This window comes from Streptococcus sp. 5004 (assembly GCF_013276755.1).
Lineage (GTDB): Bacteria > Bacillota > Bacilli > Lactobacillales > Streptococcaceae > Streptococcus.
The window spans coordinates 20861-39945 of record NZ_VMLP01000006.1 but is presented as its reverse complement, the minus strand read 5'-3'; the positions used below and the strand labels follow the sequence as shown (position 1 = coordinate 39945).

The 19085-nt window shown below is 36.8% G+C and carries 27 protein-coding genes and 1 riboswitch; of the genes, 22 read left to right on the top strand and 5 right to left on the bottom strand.

Translation table 11 applies throughout. From position 1 onward, the window contains the following. The first annotated feature begins 25 nt into the window (after window positions 1-25). The 7 genes from dnaB (at window position 26) to HT685_RS02230 (ending at window position 5887) form a co-directional block, all read left to right on the top strand. Window positions 26-1378 carry a replicative DNA helicase gene (gene dnaB / locus HT685_RS02260; RefSeq protein WP_050142692.1) on the top strand — a complete coding sequence of 451 codons (1353 nt, stop codon included), beginning with the start codon at window positions 26-28 and terminating at the stop codon, window positions 1376-1378. Window position 1379: 1 nt separating this feature from the next. Next, entirely contained in the window at window positions 1380-1646 is a 267-nt protein-coding gene (locus tag HT685_RS02255; RefSeq protein WP_000128619.1) for a Veg family protein, read from the top strand. 87 nt (window positions 1647-1733) lie between these two features. Then, the gene (gene cbpD / locus HT685_RS02250; protein ID WP_173224872.1) at window positions 1734-2852 is read left to right on the top strand and encodes a choline binding-anchored murein hydrolase CbpD; all 1119 of its coding nucleotides are present in this window, start codon (window positions 1734-1736) and stop codon (window positions 2850-2852) included. An 82-nt stretch (window positions 2853-2934) separates the two neighbouring features. Beyond that, window positions 2935-3037, top strand: a riboswitch (TPP riboswitch). A 68-nt stretch (window positions 3038-3105) separates the two neighbouring features. Continuing rightward, window positions 3106-3396, top strand: coding sequence for a thiamine-binding protein (locus HT685_RS02245; RefSeq protein ID WP_000647659.1), 291 nt, complete (start codon window positions 3106-3108; stop codon window positions 3394-3396). Continuing rightward, entirely contained in the window at window positions 3359-4117 is a 759-nt protein-coding gene (locus HT685_RS02240; RefSeq protein WP_173224875.1) for an ABC transporter permease, read from the top strand. The genes HT685_RS02245 and HT685_RS02240 overlap by 38 nt, the downstream gene beginning before the upstream one ends. Window positions 4118-4154: 37 nt before the next feature. Further along, the gene (locus tag HT685_RS02235; protein WP_173224878.1) at window positions 4155-5162 is read left to right on the top strand and encodes an ABC transporter substrate-binding protein; all 1008 of its coding nucleotides are present in this window, start codon (window positions 4155-4157) and stop codon (window positions 5160-5162) included. Further along, the gene (locus tag HT685_RS02230) at window positions 5162-5887 is read left to right on the top strand and encodes an ABC transporter ATP-binding protein (RefSeq protein ID WP_173224880.1); all 726 of its coding nucleotides are present in this window, start codon (window positions 5162-5164) and stop codon (window positions 5885-5887) included. Before HT685_RS02235 ends, HT685_RS02230 begins: the two co-directional genes overlap by 1 nt. Before the next feature lie 161 nt (window positions 5888-6048). On the opposite strand, the gene HT685_RS02225 is transcribed toward HT685_RS02230, so the two are convergent. The 5 genes from HT685_RS02225 to HT685_RS02205 all read right to left on the bottom strand — a co-directional run bounded on the left by HT685_RS02225 (window position 6049) and on the right by HT685_RS02205 (window position 10699). Continuing rightward, window positions 6049-7215, bottom strand: coding sequence for a site-specific integrase (locus HT685_RS02225; RefSeq protein WP_173224883.1), 1167 nt, complete (start codon window positions 7213-7215; stop codon window positions 6049-6051). 188 nt (window positions 7216-7403) lie between these two features. Further along, window positions 7404-8378, bottom strand: a complete 975-nt coding sequence (locus HT685_RS02220; RefSeq protein ID WP_173224887.1) for an Abi family protein — start codon at window positions 8376-8378, stop codon at window positions 7404-7406. Between the two features lie 199 nt (window positions 8379-8577). Then, a complete protein-coding gene (locus HT685_RS02215) occupies window positions 8578-9246 on the bottom strand; it encodes a Fic family protein (protein ID WP_173224890.1) in 669 nt (222 codons plus the stop codon). Between the two features lie 141 nt (window positions 9247-9387). Further along, window positions 9388-9927, bottom strand: a complete 540-nt coding sequence (locus HT685_RS02210; RefSeq protein ID WP_173224893.1) for a hypothetical protein — start codon at window positions 9925-9927, stop codon at window positions 9388-9390. Window positions 9928-10060: 133 nt separating this feature from the next. Further along, window positions 10061-10699, bottom strand: a complete 639-nt coding sequence (locus HT685_RS02205; RefSeq protein ID WP_173224896.1) for a helix-turn-helix transcriptional regulator — start codon at window positions 10697-10699, stop codon at window positions 10061-10063. Between the two features lie 177 nt (window positions 10700-10876). On the opposite strand from HT685_RS02205, the gene HT685_RS02200 reads away from it, so the two are divergent. The 15 genes from HT685_RS02200 to HT685_RS02130 all read left to right on the top strand — a co-directional run bounded on the left by HT685_RS02200 (window position 10877) and on the right by HT685_RS02130 (window position 19084). Continuing rightward, on the top strand, window positions 10877-11065 hold the full coding sequence (locus HT685_RS02200) for a DNA-binding protein (RefSeq protein ID WP_061438568.1): 189 nt from the start codon (window positions 10877-10879) through the stop codon (window positions 11063-11065). A 232-nt stretch (window positions 11066-11297) separates the two neighbouring features. Then, window positions 11298-11903: a Rha family transcriptional regulator gene (locus tag HT685_RS02195; RefSeq protein WP_173224900.1), complete on the top strand. Its 606-nt coding sequence runs from the start codon at window positions 11298-11300 to the stop codon at window positions 11901-11903. Window positions 11904-11914: 11 nt separating this feature from the next. Continuing rightward, complete coding sequence (locus HT685_RS02190) at window positions 11915-12175, top strand: hypothetical protein (RefSeq protein ID WP_049539448.1); 261 nt, start codon at window positions 11915-11917, stop codon at window positions 12173-12175. A 336-nt stretch (window positions 12176-12511) separates the two neighbouring features. Then, window positions 12512-12712, top strand: coding sequence for a hypothetical protein (locus HT685_RS02185; RefSeq protein ID WP_004261925.1), 201 nt, complete (start codon window positions 12512-12514; stop codon window positions 12710-12712). Between the two features lies 1 nt (window position 12713). Beyond that, window positions 12714-12923: a hypothetical protein gene (locus HT685_RS02180; protein ID WP_069288583.1), complete on the top strand. Its 210-nt coding sequence runs from the start codon at window positions 12714-12716 to the stop codon at window positions 12921-12923. Window position 12924: 1 nt separating this feature from the next. Further along, a complete protein-coding gene (locus tag HT685_RS02175; protein ID WP_069288584.1) occupies window positions 12925-13197 on the top strand; it encodes a hypothetical protein in 273 nt (90 codons plus the stop codon). Continuing rightward, the gene (locus tag HT685_RS02170) at window positions 13184-14074 is read left to right on the top strand and encodes a conserved phage C-terminal domain-containing protein (RefSeq protein WP_173224904.1); all 891 of its coding nucleotides are present in this window, start codon (window positions 13184-13186) and stop codon (window positions 14072-14074) included. Before HT685_RS02175 ends, HT685_RS02170 begins: the two co-directional genes overlap by 14 nt. An 11-nt stretch (window positions 14075-14085) precedes the next feature. After that, the gene (locus tag HT685_RS02165) at window positions 14086-14931 is read left to right on the top strand and encodes an ATP-binding protein (RefSeq protein ID WP_050252585.1); all 846 of its coding nucleotides are present in this window, start codon (window positions 14086-14088) and stop codon (window positions 14929-14931) included. A gap of 5 nt (window positions 14932-14936) precedes the next feature. Then, complete coding sequence (locus HT685_RS02160; RefSeq protein WP_000344069.1) at window positions 14937-15092, top strand: hypothetical protein; 156 nt, start codon at window positions 14937-14939, stop codon at window positions 15090-15092. 89 nt (window positions 15093-15181) lie between these two features. Then, entirely contained in the window at window positions 15182-15376 is a 195-nt protein-coding gene (locus HT685_RS02155; RefSeq protein WP_042900408.1) for a hypothetical protein, read from the top strand. Between the two features lie 84 nt (window positions 15377-15460). Continuing rightward, complete coding sequence (locus tag HT685_RS02150; RefSeq protein WP_173224907.1) at window positions 15461-16312, top strand: phage major capsid protein; 852 nt, start codon at window positions 15461-15463, stop codon at window positions 16310-16312. 10 nt (window positions 16313-16322) lie between these two features. After that, window positions 16323-16874, top strand: coding sequence for a hypothetical protein (locus HT685_RS02145; protein WP_173224910.1), 552 nt, complete (start codon window positions 16323-16325; stop codon window positions 16872-16874). Between the two features lie 382 nt (window positions 16875-17256). Next, entirely contained in the window at window positions 17257-17667 is a 411-nt protein-coding gene (locus HT685_RS02140) for a DUF722 domain-containing protein (RefSeq protein WP_173224913.1), read from the top strand. Between the two features lie 134 nt (window positions 17668-17801). Then, complete coding sequence (locus HT685_RS02135; protein ID WP_173224916.1) at window positions 17802-18146, top strand: HK97 gp10 family phage protein; 345 nt, start codon at window positions 17802-17804, stop codon at window positions 18144-18146. Between the two features lie 479 nt (window positions 18147-18625). After that, a complete protein-coding gene (locus tag HT685_RS02130) occupies window positions 18626-19084 on the top strand; it encodes a CtsR family transcriptional regulator (protein WP_024057371.1) in 459 nt (152 codons plus the stop codon). Window position 19085: the final 1 nt, after the last annotated feature.

Below are 19085 nucleotides of genomic sequence, written 5' to 3'. Positions count from 1 at the left end.
AGATTGTAAAAGGAAGGGAAGTCTGATGGCAGAAGTAGAAGAGTTACGAGTACAACCTCAAGATATCTTAGCTGAGCAATCCGTTTTAGGGGCTATCTTTATTGATGAGAGTAAGCTTGTTTTTGTGCGAGAATACATTGAGTCTCGGGACTTTTTTAAGTATGCCCATCGTTTGATTTTCCAAGCTATGGTTGATTTATCCGATCGTGGTGATGCTATAGATGCAACAACGGTTCGTACCATTCTTGATAATCAAGGTGATTTGCAGAATATTGGTGGCCTGTCTTACCTAGTTGAGATTGTCAATTCTGTGCCCACTTCTGCTAATGCGGAGTATTATGCTAAAATCGTTGCAGAAAAAGCAATGCTACGTCGTTTAATTGCCAAGTTGACAGAGTCTGTCAACCAAGCTTACGAGGCTTCACAACCAGCTGATGAAATCATTGCTCAGGCAGAAAAAGGCCTGATTGATGTCAGCGAAAATGCTAATCGAAGTGGATTTAAGAACATTCGAGATGTGTTGAATGTCAACTTTGGAAATCTGGAAGCTCGCTCGCAACAAACGACCGATATTACAGGTATTGCGACAGGCTATCGTGATTTAGATCATATGACGACTGGTCTGCATGAAGAGGAGTTGATTATCTTAGCAGCTCGTCCGGCGGTTGGTAAGACAGCCTTTGCCTTGAATATCGCTCAGAACATTGGGACTAAGTTGGACAAAACGGTTGCTATTTTTTCACTGGAAATGGGTGCGGAAAGTCTAGTGGATCGTATGTTAGCGGCAGAAGGTTTGGTGGAATCCCATTCTATCCGTACGGGTCAATTGACTGATGAGGAGTGGCAAAAATATACCATTGCTCAAGGGAATTTAGCTAACGCCAGTATCTATATCGATGATACGCCAGGGATTCGGATTACAGAGATTCGTTCTCGTTCTCGTAAATTGGCTCAAGAAACGGGCAATCTTGGTTTGATTTTGATAGATTACTTGCAATTGATTACAGGTACAGGCCGAGAAAATCGTCAACAAGAAGTTTCTGAAATTTCTCGTCAGTTGAAGATCTTAGCCAAGGAACTGAAAGTTCCTGTAATTGCTCTAAGTCAGCTTTCTCGTGGTGTAGAACAACGTCAGGACAAGAGACCGGTCTTGTCTGATATTCGTGAATCTGGGTCTATTGAGCAGGACGCTGATATCGTAGCTTTTCTCTATCGCGATGACTACTATGAACGTGGTGGTGAAGAAGAGGACGGTATCCCAAATAATAAGGTGGAAGTTATTATCGAGAAAAACCGTAGTGGAGCTCGTGGAACAGTGGAATTGATTTTCCAAAAAGAATACAATAAATTTTCAAGTATCTCAAAAAGGGAGGCATAAAATGACAGATGCATTTACAGATGTAGCTAAGATGAAAAAAATCAAAGAGGAAATCAAGGCACATGAGGGTCATGTAATTGAAATGACTTTGGAAAATGGACGTAAGCGCCAAAAAAATAGATTGGGTAAGCTAATTGAAGTTTATCCATCCCTATTTATTGTGGAATTTGGGAATGTGGAAGGAGATAAACAAGCTAATGTTTACGTTGAATCCTTTACTTACTCAGATATTCTTACAGAAAAGAATTTGATTCATTATCTGGACTAAAGTGAGAAATTTTCTCACTTTTTCTTTTTTCTCCGAATAGTTTAAGTGAAGGCAATCTTCGATTTATATTAGTTTCAAGGAGGAAGAATGAAAATTTTACCGTTTATAGTAAGAGGGACAAGTTATTGTTTGAAGATGTCAGTTAAAAAGGTTGTTCCTTTTTTAGTAGTAGGATTGATGCTAGCAGCGGGTGATAGTGTCTATGCCTATTCTGGAGGGAATGGGTCGATTGCGCGTGGAGATGATTATCCTGTTTATTATAAAAATGGGAGCCAGGAGATTGATCAGTGGCGCATGTACTCTCGTCAGTGTACTTCTTTTGCAGCCTTTCGTTTGAGTAGTGTCAATGGTTTTGAGATTGCAAAGGCTTATGGAAATGCGAATGAATGGGGACATCGTGCTCGTCGTGAAGGCTATCGTGTAGATAATACACCGACGATTGGCTCTATTGCTTGGTCTACTGCAGGAACTTATGGGCATGTTGCCTGGGTGTCAAATGTAATGGGAGATCAGATTGAGATCGAGGAATATAACTATGGTTATACAGAAGCCTATAATAAACGAAGTATAAAAGCAAATATGATGACAGGATTTATTCATTTTAAAGATTTGGCTGGTGGCAGTGTTGGGAATAGTCAAACCTCAGTTTCAACAGGAGGAACACATTATTTCAAGTCTAAGTCTGCTATCAAAAATCAGCCATTAGTTAGCGCAACTGCGATTGATTACTATTATCCTGGGGAGAAGGTTCATTATGATCAAATTCTCGAAAAAGATGGATACAAGTGGTTGAGTTATACAGCTTATAACGGAAGTCGTCGTTATATTCAGCTAGAAGGAGTGGCTTCTTCACAGAATTATCAGAACCAATCAGGAAACATCTCTAGCTATGGATCCAATAGTAGTTCAACTGTCGGTTGGAAGAAAATAAATGGTAGTTGGTATCATTTCAAATCAAATGGGTCTAAATCAACAGGCTGGTTGAAGGATGGTTACAGCTGGTATTATTTGAAATCATCTGGTGAAATGCAGACAGGCTGGTTAAAGGAAAATGGCTCGTGGTATTATCTGGATAGTTCAGGGGCAATGAAAACAGGCTGGTATCAAGTTTCTGGTAAGTGGTATTATTCTTACTCTTCAGGTGCCTTAGCTGTTAATACGACGGTGGATGGCTACAGAGTAAACAGTGATGGAGAACGAGTATAGAAAATTGGAGTAGGAAATTTTTCCTGCTCTTTTCTGTAAGCAGTTTCCTTGACATTTTTCTTATTTTGCGCTATCATATATCTATATAATATATGGGAGTCTGTGTACAGTCTGAGAGGAAGTGTTAAACTTCGACCGCACCTGATCTGGGTAATGCCAGCGTAGGGAACGATACTTAGTCTATTCTTGACCTTTTCCATATATGGTAAAGGTTTTTCTTTTTGTCAAAGGAAAACGAGAAGAGGAGGTTTTTATGAAAGCAAGCATTGCCTTGCAAGTTTTACCCTTGGCACAGGGGATTGATCGGATTGCTGTTATCGATCAGGTCATTGCTTATCTACAAGCTCAAGAAGTGACCATGGTGGTGACACCATTTGAAACGGTCTTGGAAGGGGAGTTTGATGAGCTCATGCGCATTCTCAAAGAAGCGCTGGAAGTGGCAGGGCAGGAGGCAGATAATGTCTTTGCCAATGTCAAAATAAATGTAGGAGAGATTTTAAGTATTGATGAGAAACTTGAAAAGTATACTGAGACGACACATTAGTCTATTGGGCTTTCTGGGAGTCTTGTCAATCTGGCAGTTAGCAGGTTTTTTTAAACTTCTCCCCAAGTTTATCCTGCCGACACCTTTTGAAATTCTTCAGGCCTTTGTTCGTGATAGAGAATTTCTCTGGTACCATAGCTGGGCGACCTTGAGAGTGGCTTTGCTAGGTCTAATTTTGGGAGTCTTGATTGCCTGTCTCATGGCTGTGCTCATGGACAGTTTGACTTGGCTCAATGACTTGATTTACCCTATGATGGTGGTTGTTCAGACCATTCCGACCATTGCCATAGCTCCTATCTTGGTCTTGTGGCTAGGTTATGGGATTCTGCCCAAGATTGTCTTGATTATTTTGACGACAACTTTTCCTATCATCGTCAGTATTTTGGACGGTTTTAGGCATTGTGACAAGGATATGCTGACCTTGTTTAGTTTGATGCGGGCCAAGCCTTGGCAAATCCTGTGGCATTTTAAAATCCCAGTCAGCCTGCCTTACTTTTATGCAGGTCTGAGGGTCAGTGTCTCCTACGCCTTTATCACAACAGTGGTATCTGAGTGGTTGGGAGGCTTTGAAGGACTAGGTGTCTACATGATTCAGTCCAAGAAACTGTTTCAGTATGATACCATGTTTGCTATTATTATTCTGGTATCGATTATCAGCCTTATGGGTATGAAGCTGGTTGATGTCAGTGAAAAATATGTTATTAAATGGAAACGTTCGTAGAATAAGAATGTTTCAAAAAAGAAAAGAGGAAATCAAAATGAAGAAAACATGGAAAGTGTTTTTAACTGTTTTAACAGCTCTTGTAGCTGTCGTGCTTGTAGCTTGTGGTCAAGGAACTGCTTCTAAGGACAACAAAGAAGCAGAACTCAAGAAGATCGACTTTATCCTAGACTGGACACCAAATACTAACCACACAGGGCTATATGTTGCCAAGGAAAAAGGTTATTTCAAAGAAGCTGGAGTGGATGTTGATTTGAAATTGCCACCAGAAGAAAGCTCATCTGACTTGGTTATCAATGGTAAGGCACCATTTGCAGTGTATTTCCAAGACTACATGGCTAAAAAATTGGAAAAAGGAGCAGGAATCACTGCCGTTGCAGCTATTGTTGAACACAATACATCAGGAATCATCTCACGTAAATCTGACAATGTAAGCAGTCCAAAAGACTTAGTTGGTAAGAAATACGGGACTTGGAATGACCCAACTGAACTTGCTATGTTGAAAACCTTGGTAGAATCACAAGGTGGAGACTTTGAGAAGGTTGAAAAAGTACCAAATAACGACTCAAACTCAATCACACCGATTGCCAATGGCGTCTTTGATGCTGCTTGGATCTACTATGGATGGGACGGAATTCTTGCTAAATCTCAAGGTGTAGATGCTAATTTCATGTACTTGAAAGACTACGTTAAAGAATTTGACTACTATTCACCAGTTATCATCGCAAACAACGACTATCTGAAAGATAACAAAGAAGAAGCTCGTAAAGTCATCCAAGCCATCAAAAAAGGTTACCAATATGCTATGGAGCATCCAGAAGAAGCGGCTGATATCCTCATCAAGAATGCACCTGAACTTCAGGAAAAACGTGACTTTGTCATCGAATCTCAAAAATACTTGTCAAAAGAATACGCAAGCGACAAGGAAAAATGGGGTCAATTTGATGCAACTCGCTGGAATGCCTTCTACAAATGGGATAAAGAAAATGGTATCCTTAAAGAAGATTTGACAGATAAAGGCTTCACCAACGAATTTGTGAAATAATGACAGAAATAAGACTAGAACACGTCAGTTATGCTTATGGTCAGGAGAGGATTTTAGAGGACATTAACCTGCAGGTGACTTCAGGTGAAGTGGTTTCCATCCTAGGCCCAAGTGGTGTTGGAAAGACCACCCTCTTTAATCTAATCGCTGGGATTTTAGAAGTTCAGTCAGGGAGAATTGTCCTTGATGGTGAAGAAAATCCCAAGGGGCGCGTGAGTTATATGTTGCAAAAGGATCTGCTCTTGGAACACAAGACGGTGCTTGGTAATATCATTCTGCCCCTCTTGATTCAAAAGGTGGATAAGGCAGAAGCTATTTCCCGAGCGGATGAAATTCTTGCGACCTTCCAGTTGACAGCTGTAAGAGATAAATACCCTCATGAACTAAGTGGTGGGATGCGCCAGCGTGTAGCCTTGCTCCGGACCTACCTTTTCGGGCACAAGCTCTTTCTCTTAGATGAAGCCTTTAGCGCCTTGGATGAGATGACCAAGATGGAACTCCACGCTTGGTATCTTGAGATTCACAAGCAGTTGCAGCTAACGACCCTGATCATCACGCATAGTATCGAGGAGGCTCTTAGTCTCAGCGACCGCATCTATATCTTGAAAAATCGCCCTGGGCAGATTGTTTCAGAAATTAAACTAGATTGGTCTGAAGATGAGGACAAGGAAGTCCAAAAGATTGCCTACAAACGTCAAATCTTGGCAGAATTAGGCTTAGATTAAGTAGAAAAATAGGGAGTTGGTGAAGATTATCCTTTACCAGCGCCCTTTTTCTTTTAAAAATGAGAAAATTTCGGTATAATAGTCAATTATACCGAAATCATTCTATAATCGTTGATACATAAGGGTTTTATGTGTCGCTTTTTTTTATTTTGTGGACTTTTTTAAGAACTTTTTATTTTTTCGAGGGCAGTTTCAAAGAATGAGACTGCTCTTTTTTGATTTTCTTTTGATAAATGGCTGTAAGTGTCCATAGTTACAGATATTTTTGCATGGCCAAGCCGTGTCTGTATTTCCTTGTATGGCAGGCCAGCATTAAGCAAGATACTAGCGTGAGTGTGTCGGAAAGCATGAAAGCCTAAATCAGTACAGTTAGCGTTTTTTAAGTGCTTATGTAGGCGGTAATCAACTTTTCGAGTATTGACATAGTTGTCAAAGCTATCAGAGAATACTTTCTCATAGGTTAAGCCAATGTTTCTACCGTTTTCTGCTTGTCTTGCTCGGTAGAGACGAAGCATGAGCACTGTTTTATGATCAATATCTAAAACTCTATAGCTTGATTTTGTCTTAGGAGTGTTTACCTGGTTTAAAATGTTGAGTGTTTTGTTAATATCGATCGTTCCGTTCTGCAGGTCAATATCAGACCATTCCAGGGCCAGACATTCACGGATGCGCAGTCCAGTAGCTAGGAGTGTCTTATAAAGCACGGTATCATAAAAATTGATAAAGGTATTTTCTAGGCTATCGAGATAGGAGAGGAAGTTTTTAAGTTCCTGATCTTGAAAGTATTTAATTTCTTGTTTATCTCTGGTTATCTTTCTGGGAATGACAACATCACGAGCAGGGTTATTGTCTAATGCCTGGATAGAAACTCCATACTGTAGAATACGTTTATTTAAGGCATGAAGATGATTGTATTCTTTATACCCCGTTCCGTCCTGATTGTACTCATCCGCCCATTTATTTACCTGAGTTTGGATAATGACAGGTGTAAGTTTATCTAGTTTGTAAGTACCAAATGAGGGCAAGAGGTAGTTATTTAAGCAACCTTTTATCTTAATCTGCGTATTAGTCTTTACGGTATACTGGTAGGTTTGCCAAAATAAGTCCACAAGTTCGCTATAGGTTGTTATATGTGAGCGTTGTTTCCGTGTCGAGCCGTTTTTCTCAAATTCTACCTTAGCCTGGGTGGTCTTGTTTTTGAGTTCTTTCTTTGTTCGTGCTGATATGGTAGTCTTGACCTTCTTACCAGTTACAGAATCAATGCCAAGATAGATACTGGAGCGGTAGACTGCTGATCCGTCTTTTTTCGTGTGTTGTGTAATTTTCATGGTTTACTCCTTTTCCATCAGCAGGCAAGCAATTAGAAAAGGTTTTGAGTTTAGACCATGCGAGGGGCTACGAGAACCCCTTATTTTCGATTTTAAGCAGTCAGACGGTAAATTGTACCAGAATAGGAAACAAGGCGGATATGGGGCTGATATGAGGGTTTTAAAAAGCCCATATATTGCAAGTAGTTCTATCTTAATGTGTCAGTGATATTATACCAATTATTCGGAAATCCAAGTGTGTCCAATACAATGCCGGCTTCAATGGAGTGCGCTTTTTTATTTAGAGCTTTGGTTCTTTTAATAATAGTGTTATGTAATTGAGCGTATTGTGTGGAAGCAAGTAGGCATTGCAAGGCAAGAAAAACATAATATACAGATTGTCTTGATGTATTGGCATTGTTATTGTAATAATGGAAATAAGCTAGTTGTGGAAGATTCTCACGACATTTATAATTGAAAAGCTTATTATTATGAGCAGTGATATTTCTAATTTCTAGTATATTTTTAATAATACTTTCTAAAGCCTTTCCACTTAAAAGGTCTTTACTAGGTCTATTTTGGATGTATTCAATATTTTCTTGTAAGAATGGTGATAAATCTCTAGCTATTTGATTTTTTATATCAGTGTTTAGATTTCTATAAAAGTTAAATGCTTGTCCTAATGTAAGTTCATTGATGATAACCCAGAAAGGAACAACGCCATGTTGTTTATAGTGGTGTTTTATAGAATTGTTTTGCTTATCCCTATTATAATCATTGAGTATTCTAGCTAATATACTGATTAAGTTTGTAATTTGTGCGAGCCTTTTTGCATCTTTTTGTGTTTCAAAATTATTAATATCTAGATAAGAGTATGGCTTTGGATATGATTCTGAAAAACGATATGCCAGTACGGATTTAAAGTGTTTTTCTGCATCTATAATTGCTTTTAAAAAAGCTGATTTAATTTCTTTATCGTAAAAGTGTGTTGCAGCTATTTCTCTAAAGTCTGCACCAGTTATAAATTTATCTTTTGATGTTTGAAAAAATTTACTATATCCGTTGACGACGTTGTAATAGTTGTTAGTTAGAAGGTATCTTTTACATTCTACTATGTTATCTATTTCTAAACCTCTAGACTGGAGAAGTTTTATTTGTTCATCTAATGTTTGAAATGGTTTCATATATGTTCCTTATATACAAAAACACCACCTAGTAGAACTAGGCGGTGTTTCGCGTACTCTGCTCCCTTGGGAGCAGAAACTCTTCTCATTGCCTAATAATACTGTAATTTTTAGTTTTTGTCAATCTTTTTGGTTTGTTTTTTAAAAATTTTTGAGTATCGAAAAATCTCAACGCTGGGAAAGTTCGCCTTTTTTCGTCCTAAAACTGTCCTTTCCGTGTTGTTTCGTAGTCCAGTGATTCTTTGAAGAGGTCAGCTAGTCCAGTTACGTCTTGATTCGCGAGGAGTTCCATATAATGCGCCCTTGAGTCTTTTGAGATGATGATAGGAGCGTTTAGATACTTCATAGCTAGGTACATGAGTAAAAGGCGCCCTGTACGGCCGTTGCCGTCGCTAAATGGGTGAATCCGTTCAATCTGGATATGGGTATCTGCTAAAATCTCTAAGATTTCTTTTTCATTCTGAGCATGATCTAAGCGATAAGCGGTATTATCAGCCCATTGCGTCATCAGGTAGGGTGTTTCTGCTGGGCTAGCCGTTTGAAATTCAGCCCCGATAATAGCATTTTGAACTTGCTTAAATTGTCCGCGATCATGTTGCAGTCTATCCACTAATAAGGCGTGAAAATCTTGAACCAGCCCCACAGTAAGGGCTTGATGATTTGCCAATGAGTCCAAGAGATAAGAAAAGGCCTGTTTATGGTTTTCAATCTCATAAAACTCACGAATACTTTTGCCGTTGCGTGGCAAGGTGCTTTCTAAGATAATGCTGACGGTTTCGGGTAGGGAAATAGTGTTTCCTTCAATACCGCTAGAATGGTAGGCCATTCGTACCAGTATATCGTCCAGGTAGTCTTGAGCGTAGTTCATGTTTCTCCTTTCTATTTGTCAATTTTGCCGTTTTTTTTGCACTTTAGTCTGTAAAATCAGTTTTCTATTCTTCAATTTCCCCTGTTTTTGCACAATAGACCTTAGAAATAGGGGCGCTATTGGCGAATATGGGGGAGTTTTTTAATTTACGATGATTTCTCCAACAGGGATAAAATCTTTTTGTTTTGAAGATTTTGCGATTAAGTCGTATTGATCAGCGGATTTTTCATATCCAAGGGAAAGAGTAGTATTGTCGTCTGGTAATTTTTTAGCAAACTCAGATATAGACATCCGAAATACGGTAATTGCATTTTGCTGATTAGTTGTAGCAGAATTTGAATTGATTGCGTCCATAGTCTCTTTTGCGCTATCTTTAGCCGTTCCAGTTAGCAAAATCATGATTGTATCATGCGGTTCGGATGAGTCTGAATCGATTACGTTATTTTGAATTTTTACGCTTATTGCGCCAGTTGATTCAGGATCTAATTTTGACTTGATTTCAGAAATTAGATTGTCGTATTTACTGTTATCTACTTTGGCTTTTGTGTTTGTTGAAGTAGTGTTTTTTTGCTCCGTTTTTGCTTGTTCTGAGCTATCTTTAGTAGTTGATTGATCGTTAGAGCAAGCTACTAGAACGGTAGCAGAAAGTAAAATAGCTGATGTGCTTAGTAATTTTTTCATAAGTAGTCTCCTATATGCTGGTGTTTTTCTGATAAAAGATTTAGTGGGCTATCCCATCTTTTTTACAATAGACCTATGGGATAGAGTATTTATTGGCGGATATGGAGCTTATATAGTGATTAGCGATTTTATATTAGTCATCATAATCTTTATGAAGAACAGGATTATCGGCTAATGAGGAAATTATTGTACTAATAGCTTCCCTTTCTTTCTTGTCTAGTGTTAAAAAATCAATAATAGTAATTTTAGTCTTATCAGGAAAGGTCATTAGACCTGCAAGAAATCTTCCGATATTTGAATCAGCATAGTCTTGCATTCCTTTTAACATAAGATCTTTTTTTTCTTGACTCCAATTTTTAAATTCTTCTTTAGCACATCTTCTATGTCCATAATAGTCTGTGATTTCTCTAAGGTTTTCTATTACGGTATCCCTTACTTTTTCACCACGAGTTAGCGCCAACAAACCATATCCTGCGAAATCTACTGGGGATTCCATGTTATCACTATATTTCTCTAGAGTAGAGGTTAGGTAGGTTGTTCTTCTTTCGTCTTCCCCTAAAAGATATCCAACATTTACCCCGAAATATTCTGCAAGTAGTAGAGCAGGTTTTGATTTGATTTCATTATTTGGATTTTCCCAATTTTGATAAGTTCGTAAAGTAATATTCAAACCTAGTTCTTTTTTTATAATATCTTCGTAAAATTCTTTTTGGGAGAATCCTTTTTCTATTCTAAGTTTTTTTAGATTATTTTTAGGTGTTTGTTTTTCCATTAGTTATCCTCTTATACGTTTATCTAAAGTATAACATAGTAGAGAGAAAAAATAAAATCATAGACGAAAAAAATTTCATTTATCGCTTGACAACGAAAATAAATTCGTTTATAATTCAAAGTGTGATGAAAAAACTTTCGTCCAAATCAAGATTTTTTAGAAAGGAGTGAGTTGATAATGTTATTAACAATAGAACATGCAAAAAAAGTTCGTCGAAAACGAGGGGAGCTTCAGCTTGGAAAAGTTCAGTTAGCCAAGAAACTAAAAATTACACCTCCTACTCTAGCAAAAATTGAAGCTGGCAACTACGATGCACCTAAGCGCATTTACGAAAGTGTGATAGAGTGGCTTTTAGAAGATTATTAGAAAGGAGCGAACCAATCGCAATACTACTCTACGTTTACAGATTTCTCATGTGGTGCTTTACCACTGGGGATTGATAAACGGATCTAGCTAAATTTTTACTAGACTACTTTGCTTGCTACCTATGGCAGTATCAAGGGTTTGTAGGGGGTGACTCCTTTCTCCCTAGAAAGTTCTTCCCCTTGGTACTGTTTTAGGTGGTAAGCATTGACAAAAATAAGAAAGGAGTGGACCGATGGAATTGGTTTACATGGACGGCAAGAAAGAGCCGTATACTACGAGCGAGATTATCGCTGAATGTGCTGAAGTACAGCACCATACTATTACACGCTTAGTCAGAGACAATAAAGCTGATTTTGAAGCGTTGGGAATACTTGGATTTAAAATCCATAAATTAGATAAGAGAGGGCAACCGAAAAAAATCTATCTTCTGAATGAACAACAAGCAACATTGCTGATCACTTACTTACGAAATACAGACCCCGTAAAAGAGTTTAAGAAGAACCTAGTCAAAGCCTTTTTTGAAATGCGTAATGAACTTTCTAAACGCTATCTTCAAAGAGAACTGGAAAAGCCAAAGCGTAAAAGCTTAACTGAAGCTATTCAAACATGGGAGAAAGCCCCCAAGCATGCCTATAGTACTCTTACAAACTTACTACTAAAGGGAGTGACAGGGAAGAATAAAGCGCAACTCATGAAGGAGCGAGAAAGTAAGAACGGCATTGATGGCTTGACAAGTGCAGAACTGACAAACTACCAACGTTTGGAAGATATGGCAATAGCTATGATTAACTTGAATAGGGGGTATTCAGAAATTAAGGAATTAATTTTTAAAGTATAGGAGTATAGAAAATGGAAAATGATTTTAAGACAGTTACAAATGCCAAGGGGTTAGAAATTCCTAAGTATCCCAAGGATTTTAAAAAGCTAGTTGAGAAAGACAGACAACTAGCCGAATATCTTTGTATGAACTACGAGAACTTGGACAGTGAAGACCTGGGCGCATTTCTTGAAACAGTAGAACAGGGAATCAGTTGGATTCTAGATCTTATCGAAAGTAAAGACTTGCTTTATAAACCAAAGTCAGGTAGTAATCATGCAAAAAGAAAATAAAAAAATCACTTGCTCAAATTTTGGCCAAGGCGAGCAAGCGACACAATTCAGAGTATAGAAATTTTTTCTATGCTTTGATTATAGCAAAAAATATCTATTTTATCAAATACCTAAAGAAAAACCGAAGAGCAGGCAAGCAATTAGAAAAGGTTTTGAAATCAAGCGCTGACAGGGTGATTCTAAGGCCTTGTTTAGCTGAAATGTGGGTGATTACCCACGAAACATCACTACAAGCGTTCGCCAACTTGGGGCAATCGCTCAGCGTTTGGAGTGGTGAAGTATACCATATAGAAAACAGGTAGGAAAAAGGACAAGGAAAGACTAATGGAGAAAAATATGACTCTAGACCTAGATAACATGACACGATCAGAATTTGATAAGCTAATGACTAAAATCAAGGATAGAAATCCGAACCTATTTCAGTTCATCATTGACTTTTTAGATGATAAAGTAACTCCAGAAGAGGTGTACGACTTTCTGAAGATGGAGCGAAGCTATCAAGTAAATTATATCAAGAATTACAAAGCGAGGGCATAGCATGAATGAACTAGATTTAAGCAATACACAGGCGATTATTTTTACCGTGATTTTGATTGGCTTTCTCATTTACCTGAACCATCGAGACCGCAAAAAAAGCGCCCAAATCGAGCGAGAAAGTACACAGACGATAGAAACAACTAGCGAGGATTTAAGCCCTGATTATGGGCGATATATTCAGCTTGCAGGGGTTAAGCCATGGGGGTACTAAGATGTTTGAAAAAATGATTGAAGATTTAAAGTCTAAGATTTTGGAAGCAGTGGAACGATATTTAAGAAGCCATGAGAAAGCACCTCAAAAAAGATTAGATTTGATAAGCAAGGTGGAACTAAAGGAAGAACTGGGCATAGGAGATAAAACCTTGACAAAATGGGAAGGTGCAGGACTACCGCAGTATATACCGCCTATTGAAGATACTAGAAAAGCGTATTATAAAGTCTCAGATGTTTTAAAGTTTTTGGGGGTAGATGATGGCAAAGACTAAAGTATATTTTTGGTTAAAAATTGATAAGAAATTTTTTGATAACCTATTTATTAAGCGACTAAAAAGTATGCCTGGCGGCTACACTATGATAGTGATTTATATCCGTCTTATGTTAGAAAGTCTTGAAAGTGATTGTATTCTGTATTACGAAGGATACTTTGAAACCTTAAAAGAAGAACTGGCCTTGAAATTAGATGTTTCTGAGGATGATATATCTATGACTATAGCTTATTTTACGCAATGTGGCCTGATTCAGATTGATGAAGATAAAAATGCCGAGTTAACACAAGCAAAAGCTTTGGTACAACAAGAAACAAACCACGCTGCATATATGAGAAGCTACCGCAAAGAGCAACAAGAGAAAGAAAAAAATCTTACATTGTTATCTAATAATTTTACAACGTTATCTACATGTAAGACAGAGAAAGAGATAGATAAAGAGAAAGAGTTAGAGCAAGATTTAAAGTTAGATATAAATAAAGAATATATAGTCGAGGGAAACTCGCCTAATGAGCAAAGCTCATCTTTCACTTTTCCTACTTGGCTTGAAGAAACAGCTATAAAAGATTTAGAGAAAACAAAACATAAAGAACTTTGGATTCCTATTGTTTATCTGAATCAAGTAGCTAATAAGCGGTATAAGTTTGTTGATAAGACAAAAAGGCTTTTACTAGCACGATTCAAAGAAGGCTATACACTTGAAGATTTTAAACAGGTGATAGATATTAAAACGGCAGAATGGAAGGATAGTCCTGAATTTTCTAAATATCTGAGACCTGAAACACTTTTCGGATCTAAGTTTGACGGTTATTTGAATCAAAAGCCTAAAACCATAAAAGGGGAGTCTAGAGATAACTTCCCAGACCTACCATTTTAGGAGTTGCAAGGATGAAGGAACAATTTAAAGAATTTAATAACAGAAAAATATCAGATAAAGTTTGTGATATTCATCAGGTAAATTACTGGGAAATTTCTATACCTGTAGTAGGGGGTTCAGAAAGAAAAATACAACCATTTTGCCCGGAGTGTGTGAAGGGGGATATTAAACAAAAAGAGAAAGACCTATTACAGCGGTTTGATGATAGACAAACATATTTTAAAACTTATGATGTATTAATGCGTGATAGTACAATTCCTAAAGAGTTAAAGGGAGCGACATTTGATAATTTCTTTGTTAAGACTACAGAGGAAGGTCAGATGTTAGAGTTTGTAAAGGGTCAAGCCCAGAAATACCTTGCAGGTATGACGGGAAATACTTTAATCAGCGGTAGCACAGGAATAGGAAAAAGTCATTTATCGCTTGCCCTGGCCAAAGAAATCAATGAGAGTTTCAGAGAGAAGAACGATCCTAAGAGTGTCTTATTTGTCAGTTTAACCGAGATTATCAAGCAGATAAAAGAAGGATGGGCTTATGGAAGAAATGCAAACTTAACAGAGTATGAGGCAGTTAAAAAGCTAGTTGATGTTGATTTTCTAATCATCGATGACCTGGGGGCAAAAAATGGAACAATCACTCCTAAGAGCGATTGGGAACAGGATTTCTTGTTTGATATTATCAACAATCGAGAAACTACGATTTTCAACACGAACCTAGATAGTAGTGAACTGCGGACGGTATACAATGCTAGAAATTCAAGTAGAATTTTGAAAGGTTTAGAGGGGAACACTTTTAAGGCTTTCACAATCAAAGATAAGCGATATACGATTAACACAGTGAGAGGAGAGAAAGGTTAATAGATATGGATGAAATGAAATTTTCAACAGAAAAAGGCTTTATTGTCTACGAAAAATGTGGTATAATAGAGATAGAAAAAGTTCCAAGATTTGGAGAGATAACTTTAGTCTACTCAGATGGGAAATTTACTCATCTAGTCAAAAAAGAAACTAAAAAATAAGTCTATTGAGAACAACTCAGGGGCATACCGTAAGCATATGATGCTAGTGGTATGTCCCTTTTTGCTTGAGAAGAAAGGAGGTGAAGAAGATGACAGTAGATACATCCTTAGGGTATGTGGTAGCTAGTAAGTTTTCTATTGATCCAGAAAAAAGACAGAAAATATTTTCAAAATGTAAAAATGAAGATAGCAGTTTAGAAAGTGGGAACCATGAAATACTAGAAAAATATGCTAACGAAAACACAAAATCAACAGTTAGAAAAAATGATTTTAAAAGCTCGTAGAGTTCTAAAAGAAAAGCTAAGAGCTAAGAACTTTAGAAAAAATTATAAACAACGAGGAGCAATAAAGAGATAAAGGAGTATAAAATGGCTAAAAAATTTAGTTTGGTAGAAAAGTATGTAAGAAGTAGAGGAATGAGTATCGATGATAAAAATTTAAAAACAGGTTTAATATTATCACAAGATATAACAAGTATCTATGACGTTCCTGAAGAAGGAAAAGAACTAGTGGATCTTGTTAATGTTATTGAGTATACGGGTACTGGTGGAACATATGAAACTGTAGATTTTGACGATGAACATCTATCAGAACTTGAATCGGAAGAGTTTAGAGAAAGTAAAATTGTAGAACTTAGAAAAAAACAGATTAGAACTAAGTTCGAACACAAGACATTTTCAGGCCGTCTCCCCTTATCGTCTGAACAAGTTGATGATGGAGAATATAATATATTAGACTTCTTAAGTAACAAAATTACCCGTCTTTGTCGTAAAACACGTAATATTGAAATTGGAAAAATTCTAAAAGAAGCACCTGAAAAAAATGTTTCTAATTTTGACGAATTGAAAGACACCATAAACGATTTGAATCCTGAACGTCATAATACTCTTGTATTAAGTCAGTCGCTATTTAAGTTTTTAGATAAAGAGAAATCTAGTGATGGAAATTATATTTTAAAAATTAACAAGAAGGAACGATACTCAGAAAACTTATACGTTGATGATGTTATTGTTGTGTCTGATGAAGTACTAGGAGTAAAAGGCGATAAAGTTGCTTTCGTTGGGGATTTGTACAATTTCGCTACTTTATTTGAAAGAAATAAAAATAGCTTACGTTGGGTAAGTGAATCCGTTATTTATGGAATGAGTTTAATGCTTTATACTCGTTTCGTTGTGAAGAAAATTGAAACGGATTGCGCTTTCTTTATAAAATGGAATTAGGAGATAGGGGATGGATATTAGAGAAGTATTATCAACATTAGAAAATCTTGATGATAAAAAAGATAATATTGCAAAAGCAAGAACAAAGTTGGAAGAAAAAAGAAAAACAATTACTGGAGAGAAGAAGGTTTCATTTGATAATATTGATTCTTTTCTTGAGGATAATACTACTTCTTTAGGACAAATTGCTAAAATGAGTGAATCAATCAATCTTTTAGAGAAAGAGTATGATACTTATTTCTGGGAGGCAAAGGCAGCGATATTTGAATATATCTTTAAAGAGACTAAACGAAGAGCTGAAGAAAAGAAAATCTATAAACGTTACCAGAAGAAACTTAGAATAATTTTAGATGCCTACGATGAAATTCAAGTACTAAAGAAAGATGTAGAAGAAATACATAAAGGCGTAGTTGGAGAAATAACTCAGGAGCATTCTCTTGCAGTATATCGGACAGAAGTAAATCCAATAAGTATCCTTCCGTTCTTAAATCCTGATGTCAGTGGGCATATGAATTTTTCTAAGGAATATCGTGAGATTAAAGAGTATTTAGGTAAAGAGTAATTCATTAGAAACAAGGCTGATTTGAATATCAAGAAATTGATAGCTATATCAAAAATGGCCTTGTTTTTAATTTTAGTAAATTAGTTTCACAAAATGAAGAAAGCATAAACTAAAACAGAGTATAGGCTTGGAAGCCATGTATATCAGTAAGTTATAGAATGGGGTGAGTTTCACAGAATGTAAGATATGAGAAACTGAGGGGATAAATTAAAGAAATTTCCCTTGAACTTGTCATACTGAAGAGTTGTCAAACTTAAAACAATGATACCTGGTAAGTGGAGTGTTGGAAGGCTTTTAGCGCTTTTTGTCAGTTTGACAGAATTTACAATTTGACAAATTGCAAGATAAAAAAATTTTTAAATTTAAGTGGAGGTACTTGCCTATGTACGAGTTGAGTAACAGAGATCTGGACGGGATAGATATTGAGTTAGGACGATATAGAACGCTTGCTAATAAAATTTATTTGAGAAGACAGGAACTGATACATAATAAGAAACATAGCACTGAAGATTATACTGGTGGGAAAGGAAAGACAGTATCTAGTCCTACTGAAGCGACAATCATTAGAATTGAAGAAGACCAAACACTAAGATATTTAGAAGGCTTCAAACTAGTTGTAGATACCTTGATGGAAAACTTAATTGAAAGTGATCTAGTCATTTTTAAAATGAGATTTTTAGAAGCTGGTATGACCTGGGAAGACGTGGCAGAGAAACTAAATAAAACTACTCGTTATATAAATAGTCGAAGAAAAGTAATCGCTAAAAGATTTATAGAACTGAAAGGATATTGACACTCCCCCCACTTTGTAAAGCATTTTCGTTGATTTTAGGTACCGGGAGCGGTAACTTTTTCCAAGTCGGAAGCTGTCAACCAAAAAGGGGGTAAAAAGTTGATATTTAAAAAAATAGAAGGAGTTTTTAGAAAATGGATCTAGCAACACAATTAGCAAATATTCTAGAAGAATATTGTGAAGAGGTTAATGAGGAAGTTGATAAAATTGCGGAGCAAGTCGCTAAAGAAACAGTCCAAGAATTAAGGGAAACTAGCCCTAAAAGAACAGGTAAATATTCAAAAGGATGGCGTAAGAAAAGAGTGAGAAAAGGGGTTTGGGTTGTATATAGTTTTAAATACGGCTCTCTTACTCATTTACTTGAATTTGGACATATTAAACGAAATGGGGGGAGGACTAAAGCGTACCCTCATTTAAGACCTGCAGAACTGAATGCGATTCAAAAATTTACAGAAAGGATTCAGCATATTTCAAAGTAAACTATAATTTAATAGTGTTAAGCGTTTTAATTAAGTGAGCGAGCTAACACATCATTATTTAAGTTCTCAGATTTATCTGAGGGCTTTTTATCCTTGCTTCTCATCATGCTATTCATTCAATAGAATAAAAGTGAGAGGGGCTTTTGCATTATCCTATATACTTTTATCTTTATATTTTGCGTGATTTTGGCTATATATAAGTTGAGAGAATATGATACAATATTAGCAGGTAATAAAAAAGCACGTTTGACCGTGCTAGTTTCTTGCCTGCTGAACTCGTCAATATTTCGCCCTTTTTAGGGCTTTTTTTATGGACTTTTTTAGGAACTTTTAAGAAAAACTAAGGCGATTTAATGCCTAAATGTTTTTAAAGAAAGTCAGTATTTTCAAGGGCTGAGCCCTAAAAATTTGACTTATAGAGTGTTAAATGATAGTATAGTCAAAGATAGTCAAGGTTTAAAGAGAGAGGTGGGTTTGTAATGAGATTTAAAAATACATCGGATCATATTGAGGCCTACATCAAGGCGATTTTAGATCAATCTGGTATTGTGGAGTTGCAACGTAGTCAGTTGGCAGATACCTTTCAGGTTGTTCCCAGTCAGATTAACTATGTGATCAAGACACGCTTTACGGAAAGTAGAGGCTACTTGGTTGAAAGTAAGCGTGGTGGCGGAGGCTATATTCGTATAGGACGGATTGAGTTTTCTAGTCATCATGAAATGCTCCGCGATTTGCTTTACTCGATTGGTGAGCGGGTCAGTCAAGAAATTTATGAGGATATTCTACAGCTTTTGGTTGAGCAGGAATTGATGACCAAACAGGAGATGAATTTGCTAGTATCAGTAGCTTTGGATCGCGTTTTAGGAGAAGAAGCTCCAGTTGTTCGTGCTAATATGCTACGACAGGTCATACAAGAGGTAGATAGAAAAGGGAAGTAAG